This window comes from Pseudonocardia xinjiangensis (assembly GCF_012911925.1).
GTDB lineage: Bacteria > Actinomycetota > Actinomycetes > Mycobacteriales > Pseudonocardiaceae > Pseudonocardia > Pseudonocardia xinjiangensis.
The window spans coordinates 1-13,392 of record NZ_JAAXKY010000181.1 but is presented as its reverse complement, the minus strand read 5'-3'; the positions used below and the strand labels follow the sequence as shown (position 1 = coordinate 13,392).

Below are 13,392 nucleotides of genomic sequence, written 5' to 3'. Positions count from 1 at the left end.
GCCGGGACGGGGGCGGCGGAGGGGACTGTGCGACCGGCACGGCGTCCTGGCTCGCCGGCACGGCCTGCTGCAGCCCCGCCACGCGCAGGGCCCGGCGGGCGGCGTCGAGGTCCCCGTGCCGGCGGTCGAGGCACACGTGCAGGACGGTCCCCGGCTCCTCGCTCTCCCGCAGCACGTGCACCGAGTCCCGGCTGAAGAGGACCACGTCGTCGAGGGCGTCCGGCCCCGCCGCGAAGGGCAGCACCGCCCGGGCGAGCTGCACGAGTGCGGTGCCGTCGTCCGGCGTGGCGGCGCCGACCGCGGCCGCGACCACCCCGCGCCGGGCGTCCACCACGTGCGCCACCCGCATCCCCGGCATGCGCAGCAGACCTGCGAGCACGGAACCGAGCGGGTCGATCTCGAGTGGGCCGGTGTCGTCCGAGTCGGAGGCGGCGCGCATACCTCACCCTGCCCCGGCGGGGCGGAGCAGCGTCGGTCCACCCACCTGGCTCTGCCCGCGTTGCGCCGGATGGCGGTGCGCGACGGGGAAGAACGGCACGCGCGCCGCGGTTGCATTGCGGGTGGTGCCTCTCTCCGTACTCGACCTCGTCCCCATCGGCTCCGGTTCGACGGCCACCGTCGCGTTGAGGCACAGCACCGCGCTGATCCGCCGCGTCGAGGAGCTGGGCTTCCAGCGCTACTGGGTGGCCGAGCACCACGGGATGCCGGGGATCGCGAGCTCCTCGCCCGCAGTGCTGATCGCCCACCTCGCCGGGGCCACCTCGCGGATCCGCGTCGGGTCCGGCGGGGTGATGCTGCCCAACCACCAGCCGCTCGTCATCGCCGAGCAGTTCGGCACGCTCGACGCCCTGCATCCCGGACGCATCGACCTCGGCATCGGGCGGGCACCCGGCACCGACCAGCGCACCGCACGCGCACTGCGCCGGGGAGCCGCCCAGCTCGGTGCCGACGACTTCCCCCAGGAGCTCACGGAGCTGGCGTCGTACTTCCGCGGCGAGGGCCCGGTCGTGGCCGTGCCGGCCCACGGTCAGCAGCCGGTGATATGGCTGCTCGGCTCCAGCGGCTACAGCGCCCAGCTGGCCGGGCTGCTGGGGCTGCCGTTCGCGTTCGCCCACCACTTCAGCGCGGCGAACACGCTCCCGGCGCTGGCGCTGTACCGCGAGACGTTCCGGCCCTCCCCCACCCTGGAGCAGCCGTACTCCATGATCGCCGCGTCGGTGCTGGCCGCCGGGACGGACGCGGAGGCCCGGCGGCTCGCCCTGCCGAGCGCGCTGCAGTTCCTGCGGCTGCGCCTCGGGCACCCGAGCGCGGTCCCGACCCCGGAGGAGGCGAGCGAGTACCCCTACACCGAGGAGGAGCGGGCGTTCGTCGACGACCGGCTGGCCGGCCAGATCATCGGGTCCCCCGACACGGTGCGCGACGGCGTCCACGAGCTCGTCGAGCGCACCGGGGTGGACGAGCTGATGGTCGTCACCAGCACCCACGACGGTGCCGATCGCCTCCGCTCGTACGAGCTGCTCGCGGCGGCGGTGGCGGCCGCCCGGGTCTGAGTCCGCCCGCCTCCGCTGATCGCCGAGGCCGGGCGCCGTCACCCCGGGTGCCGGTCCGCGGCGTCGCCGTCCTGTCGGGGTCACCCATTCGGGTGGCATCGGTGACGCTGCCGCACCGCCGCGTCGGGTGCTCCGTTGAACCCCACGGCCGCCGCAGACGAGCGCGACGGCAGCAAGTGGAAGGACCTCGGACGGTTGGTGGGCGGACCAGGTACGTCACGGCCCCACCGCTCCCCCGGCCCGATCGAACGCCGGCCCGGCCCGCCCGTCCAACGCTCCCGTGCCGCCGCACCCACGGGCCCTGGCCGGCCGCAGCCGCCACGGGGCCGGGTCGCGGCCCCGGAGGAGCTCGGCCACCGCCGCGTCCTCGATGCGCAGGACGTCCCCGGGCCCACCGACGTCCTGCCCGCCGTCGACGGACAGGGCCAGGAGCGACGCGCCCCCGGTGCCGGCAACCCGGACGAGAAGAAGAAGGCGCTCCGGCGGCGTCGAGTCATGTTCGCGCTGGTCGGGACGGCCGCCGCCGCGGTGCTCGGCCCGGTGCTCGCGTTCGCGGTCGGATACCTGGTCTTCACGGTGCCGAACCCGGACGACGCGGTGAACAACCAGGTGGCCACGGTGTCGTTCGCCGACGGCGACCAGCTCACGCGCCTCGTGCCCGAGGAGGGCAACCGGACCAAGGTGCCGATCGACCAGGTCCCGCTGCACGTCCGCCACGCGGTGCTCGCCGCGGAGGACCGGAGCTTCTACTCCAACCCCGGCTTCGACGTCATGGGGATCCTGCGTGCCGTCCGCAACCAGCTACGCGGCGGCTCCGGGGGTGGCTCTACGATCACCCAGCAGTTCGTCAAGAAAGCGCTGGTGGGAGACGAGCAGACGCTCTGGCGCAAGTACAAGGAGATCATCCTGGCGCTCAAGATCTCCCAGGAGCGCAGCAAGGACCAGATCCTCTCCGACTACCTCAACACGATCTACTTCGGACGCGGGGCGTACGGCATCCAGTCGGCGGCGCAGTCCTACTTCGGCAAGAACGTGCAGGACCTGACGCCCGCCGAAGGGGCGCTGCTGGCCGCGGTGATCCAGTCGCCGTCACGCTGGGACCCCGCCATCAACCCGGGCCACTCCGTGGAGCGCTGGAACTTCGTGCTCGACGGCATGGTCGCCCAGGGCTGGCTCGACCAGGCCACGCGCCAGGCCGCGCAGTTCCCGCACACCGCGCCCCGGAAGACGTCATCGGGCGGGCGCCCGGCCAACAGCAGCGGGCACATCGTCGCCGCCGTCACCGCCGAGCTCCAGGAGCTGGGGATCTCCGAGGAGGACCTCGCCCAGGAAGGCCTGCGGATCACGACGACGATCGACTCCCGGCGCCAGCAGCAGGCGGTCGCGGCCGCCCACGACGCGCTCGAGGGCCAGCCGGTCAACCTGCGCAGCGCCATGGTGGCCATCGACCCGGAGACCGGCGGGGTCCTCGCCTACTACGGCGGCGACAACGGCCTCGGCCTGGACTACACGCGGGTACGGCGGCTCGCCGGCTCGACGTTCAAGCCGTTCGTGGTGCTCGCGGGCCTGCAGGAGGACCCGCCGGTCGGGCTGGGCGAGACCTTCGACGGGGCCGAGGTGCCGGGGCTGCGCAACGCCGAGGGCGCCGACTGCGAACAGTGCGATCTCAAGCAGGCGATGACGGTCTCGAACAACGTCGTGTTCAACACCCTGGCCAAGCAGGTCGGTCCCGAAGCCGTCGCGGCCGCCGCCCGGTCGGCCGGCATCACCGCGCCCCTCGACGACCCGAACGAGGGCATCGCGCTGGGGAACAAGGAGGTCAGCCCGCTCGAGCTGGCCTCGGCGTACGCGACGATCGCGGCCGGTGGGGTCTGGCACCAGCCGCACCTCGTCACGTCCGTCGTCACCGTCGACGACCGGGTGCTCTACCAGGCCGACACCGAAGGAGAGCGGCGGTTCCCGGAGCGGGTGGCGCGCAACGTCACCGAGTCGATGCTGGACGTCGCCTCCCACGACGACCTCGCCCTTCCGGGCGGGCGCCCGGTGGCCGCGAAGACGGGCACGGTGCAGTCGCGGTTCGAGGGCCAGAACAACGACGCGTGGATGGCCGGCTTCACCCCGTCGCTCGCCTCGGTGGTCTGGATGGGGACGGACATGAACTCGCCCATCCGGACCGCGCGGGGCACCCCGATCGACGGGGCCGGCCTGCCGGGCGAGGTGTGGCACCAGTTCATGGCCCAGGCGGTGGACGACGAGCCGGTCGAGCAGTTCGCCCCGTTCCGCCCCATCGGCGAGGCGCCCTCCGATGCCGGGTCCGGTGCCCGGGTCTCGGCCACCCCGACCTCGACGGCCACCGCCACCCCCATACCCACCACCGGGCCTGCGGCGGGCGATCCCGCGGCGCCCTCCGGTGCCCCCGACCCGGCCGAGGACGACCGGGCGACCACGCCCCGCCGCGGCGTACTCGGCGGTGGCGATCCGGAGCCCGAGGACCAGGACCAGCGCGCCGCCTCGCCCGACGGGGCGAGCCCGACCACCAGGGCCCCGATGTTCCGGCAGGCCGAACCCGACACGCCCACCCCCACGCCGGACTGCTCGGTCACCGACTGTGGCTGACGCCCCGTCGGCTCCAGGGGGTGTCCCGCGGATCTTCAATCGCGATAGCCGCACCCAGGCGGCCCCTGGCGACACCGCCGAACCGCCCGAATACGCCCGGTATGAGGGCGATCCAGCGGCGCCGCCAGGAACCACCTGGATCACCGCTCTCTTCAACCAAGATCCACGGGACACCCCCTAGGCTGTCATGTGTGGCCGCGGGGGTGGGCGAGCGCACGTTCCAGGTGCTGACCTGGCTCTCCGAGCGTGGTGTCGTGCTGTACGTGCCGGAGATCGAGGCGTCCACCACGGTGTCGGCGATGCCCGACGCCGACGCGGCGGTGCGATCGCTCATCGCCGACCTCACCGGGCTCGACCCGGCCGGCGTCCGGTGTGACATCCGGCCCGGGCGGCCCCGCGGATTCGGCGGCCCCTCACCGTTCGTCTGATTCAGGGCCGCCGCGATGATCACACGGGCCCGGCGGCCGGGGCCCTGGCGTCGTACCGTCGCGAGATGGTGCTGGCAGCGAGCGAGGCGACCCGGCAGGTCGCGGACCGGATGGCCGAGGCGGCGAACGCGTGGCTGGACTCCCTGGACGCGCAGCAGCGCGGGGTGGGCACGGGACCCGCGCCGGGCGGGGACGACCCGTCCGAGGAAGACCGGCTCCGCTGGTTCTACACGCCGACCGACCACGGCGGACTCACCATCCACCAGCAGCGCCCCGCCCAGCAGCGGCTGGCCATGCGGCTGGTCGGCACGGGGCTGTCCACGCCGGGCTACGTCACGGTGGCCACCGTGATAGGCATGGAGAACGTGCTCGACCACACCGAGGACTTCACCGTGTCGTTCGGGCGTGAGCGCGGGCGCGACCCGGGCCTGTACTACCTGCGGGTGTTCGGGGAACCGGGCGGAGCAGCTCCCTGGGGGTGGCGCTTCGGGGGCCACCACGTCTCACTCAACAACCTCGTCGTCGACGGCCGCGTCGCCGCGACCACACCGTGCTTCCTCGGCGCCGACCCGGCCACCTCCCCGCTGCTCGGCGACGCCCAGCTGCGCCCGCTCGGAGCCGCGGAGGACCTGGCCCGCGAGATCGTCCGCTCGCTGCGGCCCGAGCTCGCCGAACGGGCCGTCCTGCTGCCCCGGGCGCCGTCCGACATCGTCGGGGGCAACCGGTCCCGGATCGCCGACGGCGACGAGGTCATCCCGCTGGCCGGCGTCTTCGGCAACCCGCTCCCCGACCCCGGGGAGCAGCAGAGGCTGCAGGCGCAGAGCGACCGGGCCGCCGCCGCCACCGGCCTCGACCGGGCCGACCACCGCACGCTGGCGCTCACCGGCACCCCGAAGGGCGTACCCGCCTCGGAGCTCGACGCCGCGCAGCGCGAGCTGCTGCTGCGCCTGCTGAGCACCTACCTCGGCCGCGTCCCCGACGAGGTCTCGCCGTTCGAGCGCTACCGCGACCCCGCAGCGCTCGACGCCGTCCACCTCGCCTGGGCGGGCTCCACGGTGGCCGGTGAGCCGCACTACTACCGGCTGCAGGGCCCCCGGCTGCTGGCCGAATGGGACAACACGCAGCGCAACGTCAACCACGCGCACGCGGTGTGGCGCGACCCGGAGGCCGACTTCGGGCTCGACGTGCTCGCCGCGCACCGGGCGGCGCACCACCGCTGACCCCTCCCCCGCGAGTTGCAGCAAAGCCACTTTCACGCAACCTCGTTGCCGCAACGTGGCTTTGCTGCAACTGGGGCCGGGGTCGCCGCGGTCAGCCGACGGCCGGGAGCGACTCCAGCAGCGTGGCGGGGACGACCACGTCGGCCCGGGCCCTGGTCGCCTCCACGAGCGCGGCGTTGGGCTCGTCGACCGCCGCCACCCAGGCCCTGGCATGGGCCGGCGGCTTCCCGAACGCGACGTGGCGGGCGGTCAGCTGCGCCAGCCGGACGTCGGGACGCGGGTCGCAGAACCACACCTCGTCGAGCGCGGGGCGCACCTGCGCCCATCGACCGCGGTCGAGCAGGAGGTAGTTGCCCTCGGTGAGCACCAGCCGGGCGCTCCTGGGCACGGCGATGGCTCCGGCCAGTGGCTGCTCGAGATCGCGCTCGAACGCGGGTGCGTAGACCACGTCCTCTGCCGGGTCGTCGTCCGCGGCCCGCAACCGGCGCAGCAGCGCGACGTAGCCGCCGACGTCGAAGGTGTCCGGGGCGCCCTTGGCGTCGCGGCGGCCGAGGGCTTCCAGCGCCACGTCGGCGAGGTGGAACCCGTCCATCGGGACGTGTGCGACGGCGTGGTCACCCAGGCGTGCCAGCAGCGCCGCCACCAGTGTGGACTTGCCCGCACCGGGGCTGCCGGTGATGCCCAGGATCGCGCGCTGCGGCCCGGCAGCCAGTGCTGCGGCCCGCCGGACGAGATCGTCGAGGGTCATCCGGGTTCCGCCGCGACACGCAGCGCCAGCACCACGATGTCGTCGCCCGTGTCGGCGATGCCGGCCTGCACGAGGCGGTCGCAGAACGCGGGGAGCGGCAGGGGGACGGCCTGGCGTACGAGTTCAAGGAGCGCCGCTCCCGCCGTGTCGCCGTGGTCGCGGCGGCGTTCGAACAGCCCGTCGGTGTAGAGCAGCAGCGTCGAGCCCGGCGGGATCCGGGCCTCCCGGTCGTGCCTGGGTGCGGCCGGCTCGACCCCCAGTACGACGTCGACGCGGCCGGTGAGCAGCTGCGGCTCCCCGTCCGGGCCCACCAGGATCGGCGCGGGGTGCCCCGCGTTGGACCAGCGGAACACCGCGCCGCCTTCGGTCGGGGTGAGTCTGCCGTAGACGAGCGTGGTGAACCGCGTGACGTCGAGGCCGGACAGCACCCGGTCGAGCTTGCCCAGCACCACCGACGGCGCGGCCTCGCTGTCGTGCGCAAGCCCTCGGAGCATGCTGCGCAGCTGGCCCATGGTGGCCGCCGCGGGCAGGTCGTGGCCCTCGACGTCGCCGACTCCCACGGCCAGGTCCCCCGAGGGCAGCGCGAAGGCGTCGTACCAGTCGCCGCCCACGTGGAGCTGCGCCGCGGCCGGCCGGTAGCGGGCCTCGATCTCCACGCCCGGAAAACACGGGGGTTCGGTGAGCATCGCGTTCTGCAGCGCCAGTGACACCTCACGGCTCTGCTGGAAGGCCACCGCGTTCTCCACGGCCACCGACGCCCGGGTGGCGAGCTCGCGGACGAGAGCGAGGTCGTCCTCGGTGTAGGGCGCCCGGTCGGCGCACGCGATGAGCAGCAGGGCCGCCACGACGGCACCGCCCGACAGCACCGGCGCCACCAGCATCGAGTGGGCCCCGGTCTCGGCCGCCCACCCGGCCTGGTCCGGCGGGGGTTGCCACGCCGACGCCGTCGTGTCGGGCACGTGGATCAGCAGGGGTGCGGTGCCGCGAGCGCTGCGGGCCACGGGGTGGTCGCCGGAGAACACGAACCTCTCGTGGCTCCCGGGCATCGTGGGGATCCCCGGCGCCCTCCGCGTGACCGACCGCCGTCCCGTGAGCCGGCGTTCGCCGGGCGAGCCGGACGCGGCGGGCGAGCTCCACACCCGGGACAGCGGGTCCGGGTCGAGGAGGAACACCCGGCACAGGTCGGCGAACTGCGGGACCACCGACTCGGCCAGCGCCACCAGCTCGCCCTCCGGGTCGAGTGCGGCGTTCATCGCGTGCGTGGCCTCGGCCAGCACGGCCAGCCGCTCGCGGGCGCGCATGTTGACGTCGATGTCGGTCTCGGTGCCCACCCACTCCACCACCCGGCCGCCGGAGTGGACGGGGACGGCTCGCGTGCGGAACCAGCGGTAGCCCCCTTCGGCGGTGCGCAGCCGGTAGGAGCGGACGAACACGGCCGCGGGGTCGGCGGTGGCAGCGGCCCGCCAGGACGCCGCGAACTCGGCCCGGTGCACCGGATGGACGGCGTCGAGGAAGCCCCACCCGCGATGCTCCTCGGCACTCTGCCCGGTGATCGCGCGAAGGCCGGGGGCGTCACGCACGGCCCGGCCGTCGGCCTCCCGGATCCACACCGCGGCGCTCGTGGCCTCCACCAGGCTCTGGTACCGGTTGAGCGCATGCTCGCGCTGCGCAGCGGCCTGGGCCAGCGCCTTACGGGTCTGTTCGGCCCCGGTGACCTCCACGAGCACCACACCGGCCCCGACGACCGCGCCGTCGGGCCCGCGCACCGGGTGGTAGTGCGTCCGCCACTCCTGGAACGGACCCCGCCCGTGCCACAGCCGTCCCTGTACCAGGACGTCGGTGCGGGACCTCCCGTCACTGAGCACCGCCCGCAGATCCTCGGCGATCGCGGCGCCGACGGCCCCGTGCACCTCCTCCAGCGTCCGGCCCAGCCGCTCGTCGGGGCTGCCGCCGTCCATGTCGAAGACGGCCCCGTTGACCCGCCGGTACCGCAGCTCGGCGTCGAAGTACGCGAGCCCGACGGGGGCGGTCTCCCACAGGGCGTCGAGCAACCCGAACGCCTCGTCCGCCGCGTCCTTGTCGCCGACGTCCTGCAGTACGCCCAGCACGGTGTCGCGGGGCCCGGGGACGACGCGGACGTACAGCGGCCAGGGGCGGTCGGCCGTGGCCGGGAGCCGTCGGCTGAACGGGCGCCCGGCGCGGAGGTCCTCGAGGATCCCGGCGACGGTGGAGGAGCCGAACACGGCCGCCGCAGGTTCGGGCTCCGCCGGCCCGGATGCGCCGTTGCCGAGGACGTGGCGCCCCACCGTGTCGTTGCTCGGGCGGCCGGTGAGCCGCTCGGCGGCGGCGTTCCAGAGCACGACGCGGCCGTCGTCGTCGAGGGCGAAGACGCCGACGGGGAGTAGTCCGACCAGCTCGGCGAACAGGTCGTCGGGCACGGCTCTCAGGGTAGGTGCCGCGCTGGCCCCGTTCCACGCCCGTGACCGGGACGAACGGTTCCCATTCGTTCAAGCCACGCAGCCCGGACCGGCCCTACTGTCCGCTTCATGAGCATTCATCCCACTCTTCGTTACGACGACCCGCGTGCCGCGATCGCGTTCCTGACGAGCGCACTGGGCCTCGTGCAGCAGCAGATGTACACCACCGACGACGGCACCGTCGCCCACGCGGAGCTGAGCTTCGGCGACGGCGTCGTCCTGCTCGGCACGCGGGCCGGCCGGAGTGATCGGTTCGACACCGGCCGCGCGGTGCTCTACCTCGTGGCCGACGGGGCCGACGCCGTGGACGCGCAGCACGAGCGGGCCGTCGCCGCGGGAGCCGAGGTGGTGCAGGAGCTCGTCGACCAGCCCTACGGCTCCCGCGAGTTCGCGGTGCTCGACCCCGAGGGGAACATCTGGACGATGGGCAGCTACCGGCCGGTGGTCAAGCCCGCGGACCAGGGGTGACCGATCCGCTCGCGCGCCTGCGGGCGCTGTGCCTGGCGCTGCCCGAGGTGACCGAGAAGGTCAGCCACGGCGAGCCGACGTGGTTCGTCCGCAAGACGTTCGTGATGTACGCCGACCGGCACCACGACGACCGGGTCGCGTTCTGGTGCGCGGCACCACCGGGCGCGCAGGAGGCGTTCGTCGCCACGGCCCCCACCCGCTTCTTCCGGCCGCCCTACGTGGGTGGCCGGGGCTGGCTGGGGGTCTACCTCGACGTCGACGACGTGGACTGGCCCGAGATCGGCGAGACCGTCCTCGACGCCTACCGGGCCGTCGCCCCGAAGAAGCTCACGGCGCTGCTCTAGGGTCGGCGGGTGCCGGATCTCCCGACCGTCGAGCTTCCCGGTGGACGGATCGAGTACGACGACGTGCCGGCCGGCTCCGCCCGCGGCGAGCTCGCACCCCTGCTGTTCCTCCACGAAGGTCTCGGGTCCGTGGGGCTGTGGCGCGGCTTCCACCAGCGCGTCGCGGCCGCCACCGGACGCCGGGCGGTGGCCTACTCGCGCTTCGGTCACGGGTACTCCGACCTGCCCCGGGAGAAGCGGACGCCGCGGTTCATGCACGACGAGGCCGCCACCGTCGTCCCGGCGCTGTGCTCCGCGCTCGGGCTCGAGCGCCCGGTGCTGGTCGGGCACAGCGACGGCGCGTCGATCGCGCTGCTGCGGGCCGCCGCGGCCCCGGGTGACGTCGCCGGGCTGGTCGTGCTGGCGCCGCATGCGTTCGTGGAGGACGCCGGCCACGGCGGGGTCGAGCAGGCCCGGCGCGCCTACACCGAGGGCGACCTGCGCACCCGCATGGCCCGCCACCACCGCGACCCCGACGCCACGTTCTGGAACTGGAACGACGTGTGGCTCGACGACGCGTTCCGCGACTGGGACATCCGGCCCGAGCTGTCCGCGATCACCTGCCCCGTGCTCGCGGTCCAGGGCACGGCCGACCCGTACGGCACCGTCGCCCACGTCGAGGCGGTGCGGGACGCGGCCGGCGGGCCGGTCGAGCTGCTGGTGCTCGACTGCGGCCACGCCCCCCACCTGGAACGACCCGACGTCACGGAGCAGACCGTGGTGACGTTCCTCGGCACCGTGGCGACGTAGGCCCAACGCTCAGCCGGCCGTCAGCCGCGCCAGCCGGGCGAGCGCGCCGGCCACGGCGTCCGGGTGGGCAGGCAGGAGCGGCAACCGGACCGCGGGGGTGGGAATCCGCCCGGTGGCGTGGAGCACGGCCTTGAGCACGGTCGGGTTGGGCTCCGCGAACAGCGCCGCGGACAGGTCGGCCAGCGTTGCACCCTTGCGCCCGGCGACCGCATCCCCCGCCCTCCACGCCGCGACCATGTCCACGAACCGCGTGGTGCACAGGTGCGCCGACGCGAGCACCCCACCGGCCGCCCCCATCGCCAGCAGCGGGGCCGCCACCACGTCGTCACCTGCCAGCACGGCGAACCCCGGCGGCGGGTCGGCGAGCAGTGCCACCGTGTCGGCGTCCACCGAGCCGACCGCCTGCTTGACCCCGGTGACCCCCGGCAGGGAGGCCAGTTCGCGCAGCGTGGCGGCCGACAGCGGCCGGCCGGTGCGACAGGGGACGTTGTAGACGACGAGCGGCACCGGGCTCGTCCGGACGAGCTCCGCGAAGTGCGCGACGACACCCGCTTCGGTGGGCCGGATGAACGGCGGGACGGGTACGAGCGCCGCAGCGACCTCGGGCCACTCCACCAGCTTGCCGAGTGCGGCGGCACTGCCACGGGTGTCGGTCGTGCCCGCCCCGACGATCAACGGCGCCCCCGCGCTGCGGCACACCGCCGCACAGACCTCCACCACCGTGCGGCGCTCGGCGTCGTCCAGGGAGGCAGCCTCTCCCGTGGTGCCGAGCGCAACGATCCCGTCCTCGCCGCACTGCAGGACGTCGAGGGCCAGGCGTTCCAGCGCCGCGGTGGCGACGTCGTCGTCGGAGGTGAACGGGGTGACCAGCGGGACGAACAGGCCGCGGAGATCCATGGGCCCATCCTCGCGAGCAGAACCCGTCACGTCGTGTTCGCGTTTCCGGCGCAAACCCTAAGCTCAGCTGATGCTCGACGTCCGCCGCCTCCGGCTTCTGCGCGAGCTGGCCCATCGCCACACGATCGCCGCCGTCGCAGCCGCTCTTTCCTACACGCCCTCCGCGGTGTCGCAGCAGCTCAGCAGCCTGGAGCGGGAAGCCGGTGTCCGGCTGCTGGAGCGCTCGGGGCGACGGGTCGTGCTGACCCCCGCCGCCCTGGCCCTCGTCGAGCACACGGAGGTCGTGCTGGAGCGGCTGGAGCAGGCATCGGCCGCACTCGCCTCGATGCGCGACGGGCTGAGCGGACCGCTGCGGATCGGGGTGTTCCCCTCCGCCGCGCGGACCGTCATCCCTCCCGCGATCGCCGCACTCGCGGATCGCCATCCCCGTCTCGAACCGTCCGTGCGGGAGATCGACCCGGCGGCGGTTGCGGGTGCGCTGCGCAGCGGCGAGCTCGACGTCGCGCTGGTCCACAGCTACGACTTCGTCGCGGATCCGCCCGAGCCGGGTCTGGACACGACGCACCTCTTCGACGAGCGGATGTTCGTCGCCGCGCCCCGCGACCTCGTCCCGCTGCCCGGAGAGGACGACCCGCTCGGCCAATGGCGTGACGCGCCGTGGATCGTGGCACCCACCGCCACCCGCTGCGGCACGATGACCCTCCGGGCCTGCGAGGGCGCCGGGTTCCGCCCGCACGTGCGCCACGTCGTCGACGACTTCTCGACGGTGCTGGCCCTGGTCGGGGTCGGATGCGGAGTGGCGCTCGTCCCGCAGCTGGCGGCCGCGGAGCCCGCTCCGGGCGTGGTGCTCACGCCGGTTCCGATCAAGCGCAGCACGCTGGGCGCCTGCCGCCGGGGCTCGGGCACCCACCCGGCGATAGCGGCGTTCCTGCAGATCGTGACCCGCCGCCGCAGTTCGGAGCCGTAGTGCTGCGTGCGGCCCGTCCCGGCAGCATTACGGCTCCGAAGATCGGAGGGACGCACGCACGGCGGAGACCAGGCCCCGGGAGTCGTCCGCGTAGAGGCACACCGTCGTGACCTCCGCGGAACGGTCCCCCGGCAGGGCGACGATGACGGGCCGGGCCAGCTCGATCTCGACGGCGGTCTGCCCGCCGACCAGGACGAACAGCTGGCCGCCGTCGGTCTGCACGGACCGGGACCCGGGACGGCTGCGGCGGACGTGCCGGACGCCGGCGACCGCGTCCCAACCGATGTGCACGTCGAGGCTCGTCCCGTGCCGGATCCGGAGGCCTGACGGTCCGGCAGCATGGGGGTGGACGGTGACGGCGGCCAGCATCCCCAGCATCATGATCGTTCCCCAGACTCCGACGACGAGCAGCACGAGCCGCAGCCCGGGCCACGGGAGCAGCAGGTCCAGTGCGACGACCTCCAGAACCGAGAGGCCGGTCATCACCAGCATCGGCGCCAGCAGCGGGCCGCGGTAGGGGAAGGGCGTGTCCCCCGGCGCGAGGTCCGGACGGCGCAGCAGCCAGCGGGCGAGGCTGCGCCAGCTCCCCGCCTCGAACCGCACAGCGCGTCGGGCGAGAGCTGTCACCCCTGTACGGCCGCGCGGGTCACCGGTCGACGCCGTGGCCGGCTCACTGGTCACGGGGCGGGTCACCAGGTGACGGGCAGGGCTGCCGGTCCGGAGTCGACGAAGCCGTGGATCCACGGGATCTCCTCCACCGGTCCGTGCAGGCGCAGCCCGGGCAGCTGCGCGGCGAGGGCGCGCAGCGCGGCCCGGATCTCCACGCGGGCCAGTGCGGCGCCGAGGCAGTGGTGCGGGCCGCGGCCGAAGGCGATGTGGGGGTTGGGG

General features: G+C 74.3%; 14 protein-coding genes. 8 read left to right on the top strand and 6 right to left on the bottom strand.

What is annotated here, in order from left to right; translation table 11 throughout:
• A partial coding sequence (locus HF577_RS33150; protein ID WP_169399935.1) for a hypothetical protein occupies positions 1–439 on the bottom strand: 439 nt, incomplete at its 3' end.
• A 124-nt stretch (positions 440–563) separates the two neighbouring features.
• Between HF577_RS33150 and HF577_RS33145 the strand changes: the two genes are divergently transcribed.
• The 4 genes from HF577_RS33145 (at position 564) to HF577_RS33130 (ending at position 5,814) form a co-directional block, all read left to right on the top strand.
• On the top strand, positions 564–1,550 hold the full coding sequence (locus HF577_RS33145; RefSeq protein ID WP_312859543.1) for an LLM class flavin-dependent oxidoreductase: 987 nt from the start codon (positions 564–566) through the stop codon (positions 1,548–1,550).
• Positions 1,551–1,685: 135 nt separating this feature from the next.
• Positions 1,686–4,166, top strand: a complete 2,481-nt coding sequence (locus HF577_RS39465) for a transglycosylase domain-containing protein (protein ID WP_281359926.1) — start codon at positions 1,686–1,688, stop codon at positions 4,164–4,166.
• Positions 4,167–4,357: 191 nt separating this feature from the next.
• Complete coding sequence (locus HF577_RS33135) at positions 4,358–4,594, top strand: hypothetical protein (RefSeq protein ID WP_169399945.1); 237 nt, start codon at positions 4,358–4,360, stop codon at positions 4,592–4,594.
• A 65-nt stretch (positions 4,595–4,659) separates the two neighbouring features.
• Positions 4,660–5,814, top strand: a complete 1,155-nt coding sequence (locus HF577_RS33130) for a DUF3500 domain-containing protein (protein ID WP_169399944.1) — start codon at positions 4,660–4,662, stop codon at positions 5,812–5,814.
• A gap of 91 nt (positions 5,815–5,905) precedes the next feature.
• On the opposite strand, the gene HF577_RS33125 is transcribed toward HF577_RS33130, so the two are convergent.
• Both HF577_RS33125 and HF577_RS33120 read right to left on the bottom strand, forming a co-directional pair.
• Positions 5,906–6,562 (bottom strand): nucleoside/nucleotide kinase family protein, encoded by a 657-nt coding sequence (locus HF577_RS33125; protein WP_169399943.1) that lies wholly within the window; start codon positions 6,560–6,562, stop codon positions 5,906–5,908.
• Positions 6,559–9,000, bottom strand: a complete 2,442-nt coding sequence (locus tag HF577_RS33120; RefSeq protein WP_169399942.1) for a SpoIIE family protein phosphatase — start codon at positions 8,998–9,000, stop codon at positions 6,559–6,561. The genes HF577_RS33125 and HF577_RS33120 overlap by 4 nt, the downstream gene beginning before the upstream one ends.
• Before the next feature lie 108 nt (positions 9,001–9,108).
• On the opposite strand from HF577_RS33120, the gene HF577_RS33115 reads away from it, so the two are divergent.
• The 3 genes from HF577_RS33115 to HF577_RS33105 are packed head-to-tail and all read left to right on the top strand — an operon-like array spanning position 9,109 to position 10,640.
• Positions 9,109–9,507, top strand: coding sequence for a VOC family protein (locus HF577_RS33115; protein WP_169399941.1), 399 nt, complete (start codon positions 9,109–9,111; stop codon positions 9,505–9,507).
• The gene (locus tag HF577_RS33110; protein WP_169399940.1) at positions 9,504–9,851 is read left to right on the top strand and encodes an MmcQ/YjbR family DNA-binding protein; all 348 of its coding nucleotides are present in this window, start codon (positions 9,504–9,506) and stop codon (positions 9,849–9,851) included. Before HF577_RS33115 ends, HF577_RS33110 begins: the two co-directional genes overlap by 4 nt.
• A 9-nt stretch (positions 9,852–9,860) precedes the next feature.
• Positions 9,861–10,640 (top strand): alpha/beta fold hydrolase, encoded by a 780-nt coding sequence (locus HF577_RS33105; RefSeq protein WP_169399939.1) that lies wholly within the window; start codon positions 9,861–9,863, stop codon positions 10,638–10,640.
• 9 nt (positions 10,641–10,649) lie between these two features.
• Here the strand turns inward: HF577_RS33105 and HF577_RS33100 are convergent, their stop codons facing one another.
• Positions 10,650–11,537 (bottom strand): dihydrodipicolinate synthase family protein, encoded by an 888-nt coding sequence (locus tag HF577_RS33100; protein ID WP_169399938.1) that lies wholly within the window; start codon positions 11,535–11,537, stop codon positions 10,650–10,652.
• 70 nt (positions 11,538–11,607) lie between these two features.
• Here HF577_RS33100 and HF577_RS33095 point away from each other — a divergent pair, with 70 nt between their 5' ends.
• Positions 11,608–12,504 carry a LysR family transcriptional regulator gene (locus tag HF577_RS33095; RefSeq protein ID WP_169399937.1) on the top strand — a complete coding sequence of 299 codons (897 nt, stop codon included), beginning with the start codon at positions 11,608–11,610 and terminating at the stop codon, positions 12,502–12,504.
• Between the two features lie 27 nt (positions 12,505–12,531).
• On the opposite strand, the gene HF577_RS33090 is transcribed toward HF577_RS33095, so the two are convergent.
• Both HF577_RS33090 and HF577_RS37725 read right to left on the bottom strand, forming a co-directional pair.
• The gene (locus HF577_RS33090) at positions 12,532–13,131 is read right to left on the bottom strand and encodes a hypothetical protein (RefSeq protein WP_169399936.1); all 600 of its coding nucleotides are present in this window, start codon (positions 13,129–13,131) and stop codon (positions 12,532–12,534) included.
• A 62-nt stretch (positions 13,132–13,193) separates the two neighbouring features.
• Positions 13,194–13,392, bottom strand: a 199-nt coding sequence (locus tag HF577_RS37725; RefSeq protein WP_407692267.1) for a cytochrome P450, incomplete at its 5' end; no start/stop codon positions are given.

What these genes read in the sequence shown, in the direction of transcription:
- HF577_RS33130 (WP_169399944.1), top strand. Translation starts at nt 4,660, where the DNA reads ATGGTGCTGGCAGCGAGCGAGGCGACCCGGCAGGTCGCGGACCGGATG.
- HF577_RS33115 (WP_169399941.1), top strand. Translation starts at nt 9,109, where the DNA reads ATGAGCATTCATCCCACTCTTCGTTACGACGACCCGCGTGCCGCGATC.
- HF577_RS33125 (WP_169399943.1), bottom strand. Translation starts at nt 6,562, where the DNA reads ATGACCCTCGACGATCTCGTCCGGCGGGCCGCAGCACTGGCTGCCGGG.
- HF577_RS33100 (WP_169399938.1), bottom strand. Translation starts at nt 11,537, where the DNA reads ATGGATCTCCGCGGCCTGTTCGTCCCGCTGGTCACCCCGTTCACCTCC.
- HF577_RS33095 (WP_169399937.1), top strand. Translation starts at nt 11,608, where the DNA reads ATGCTCGACGTCCGCCGCCTCCGGCTTCTGCGCGAGCTGGCCCATCGC.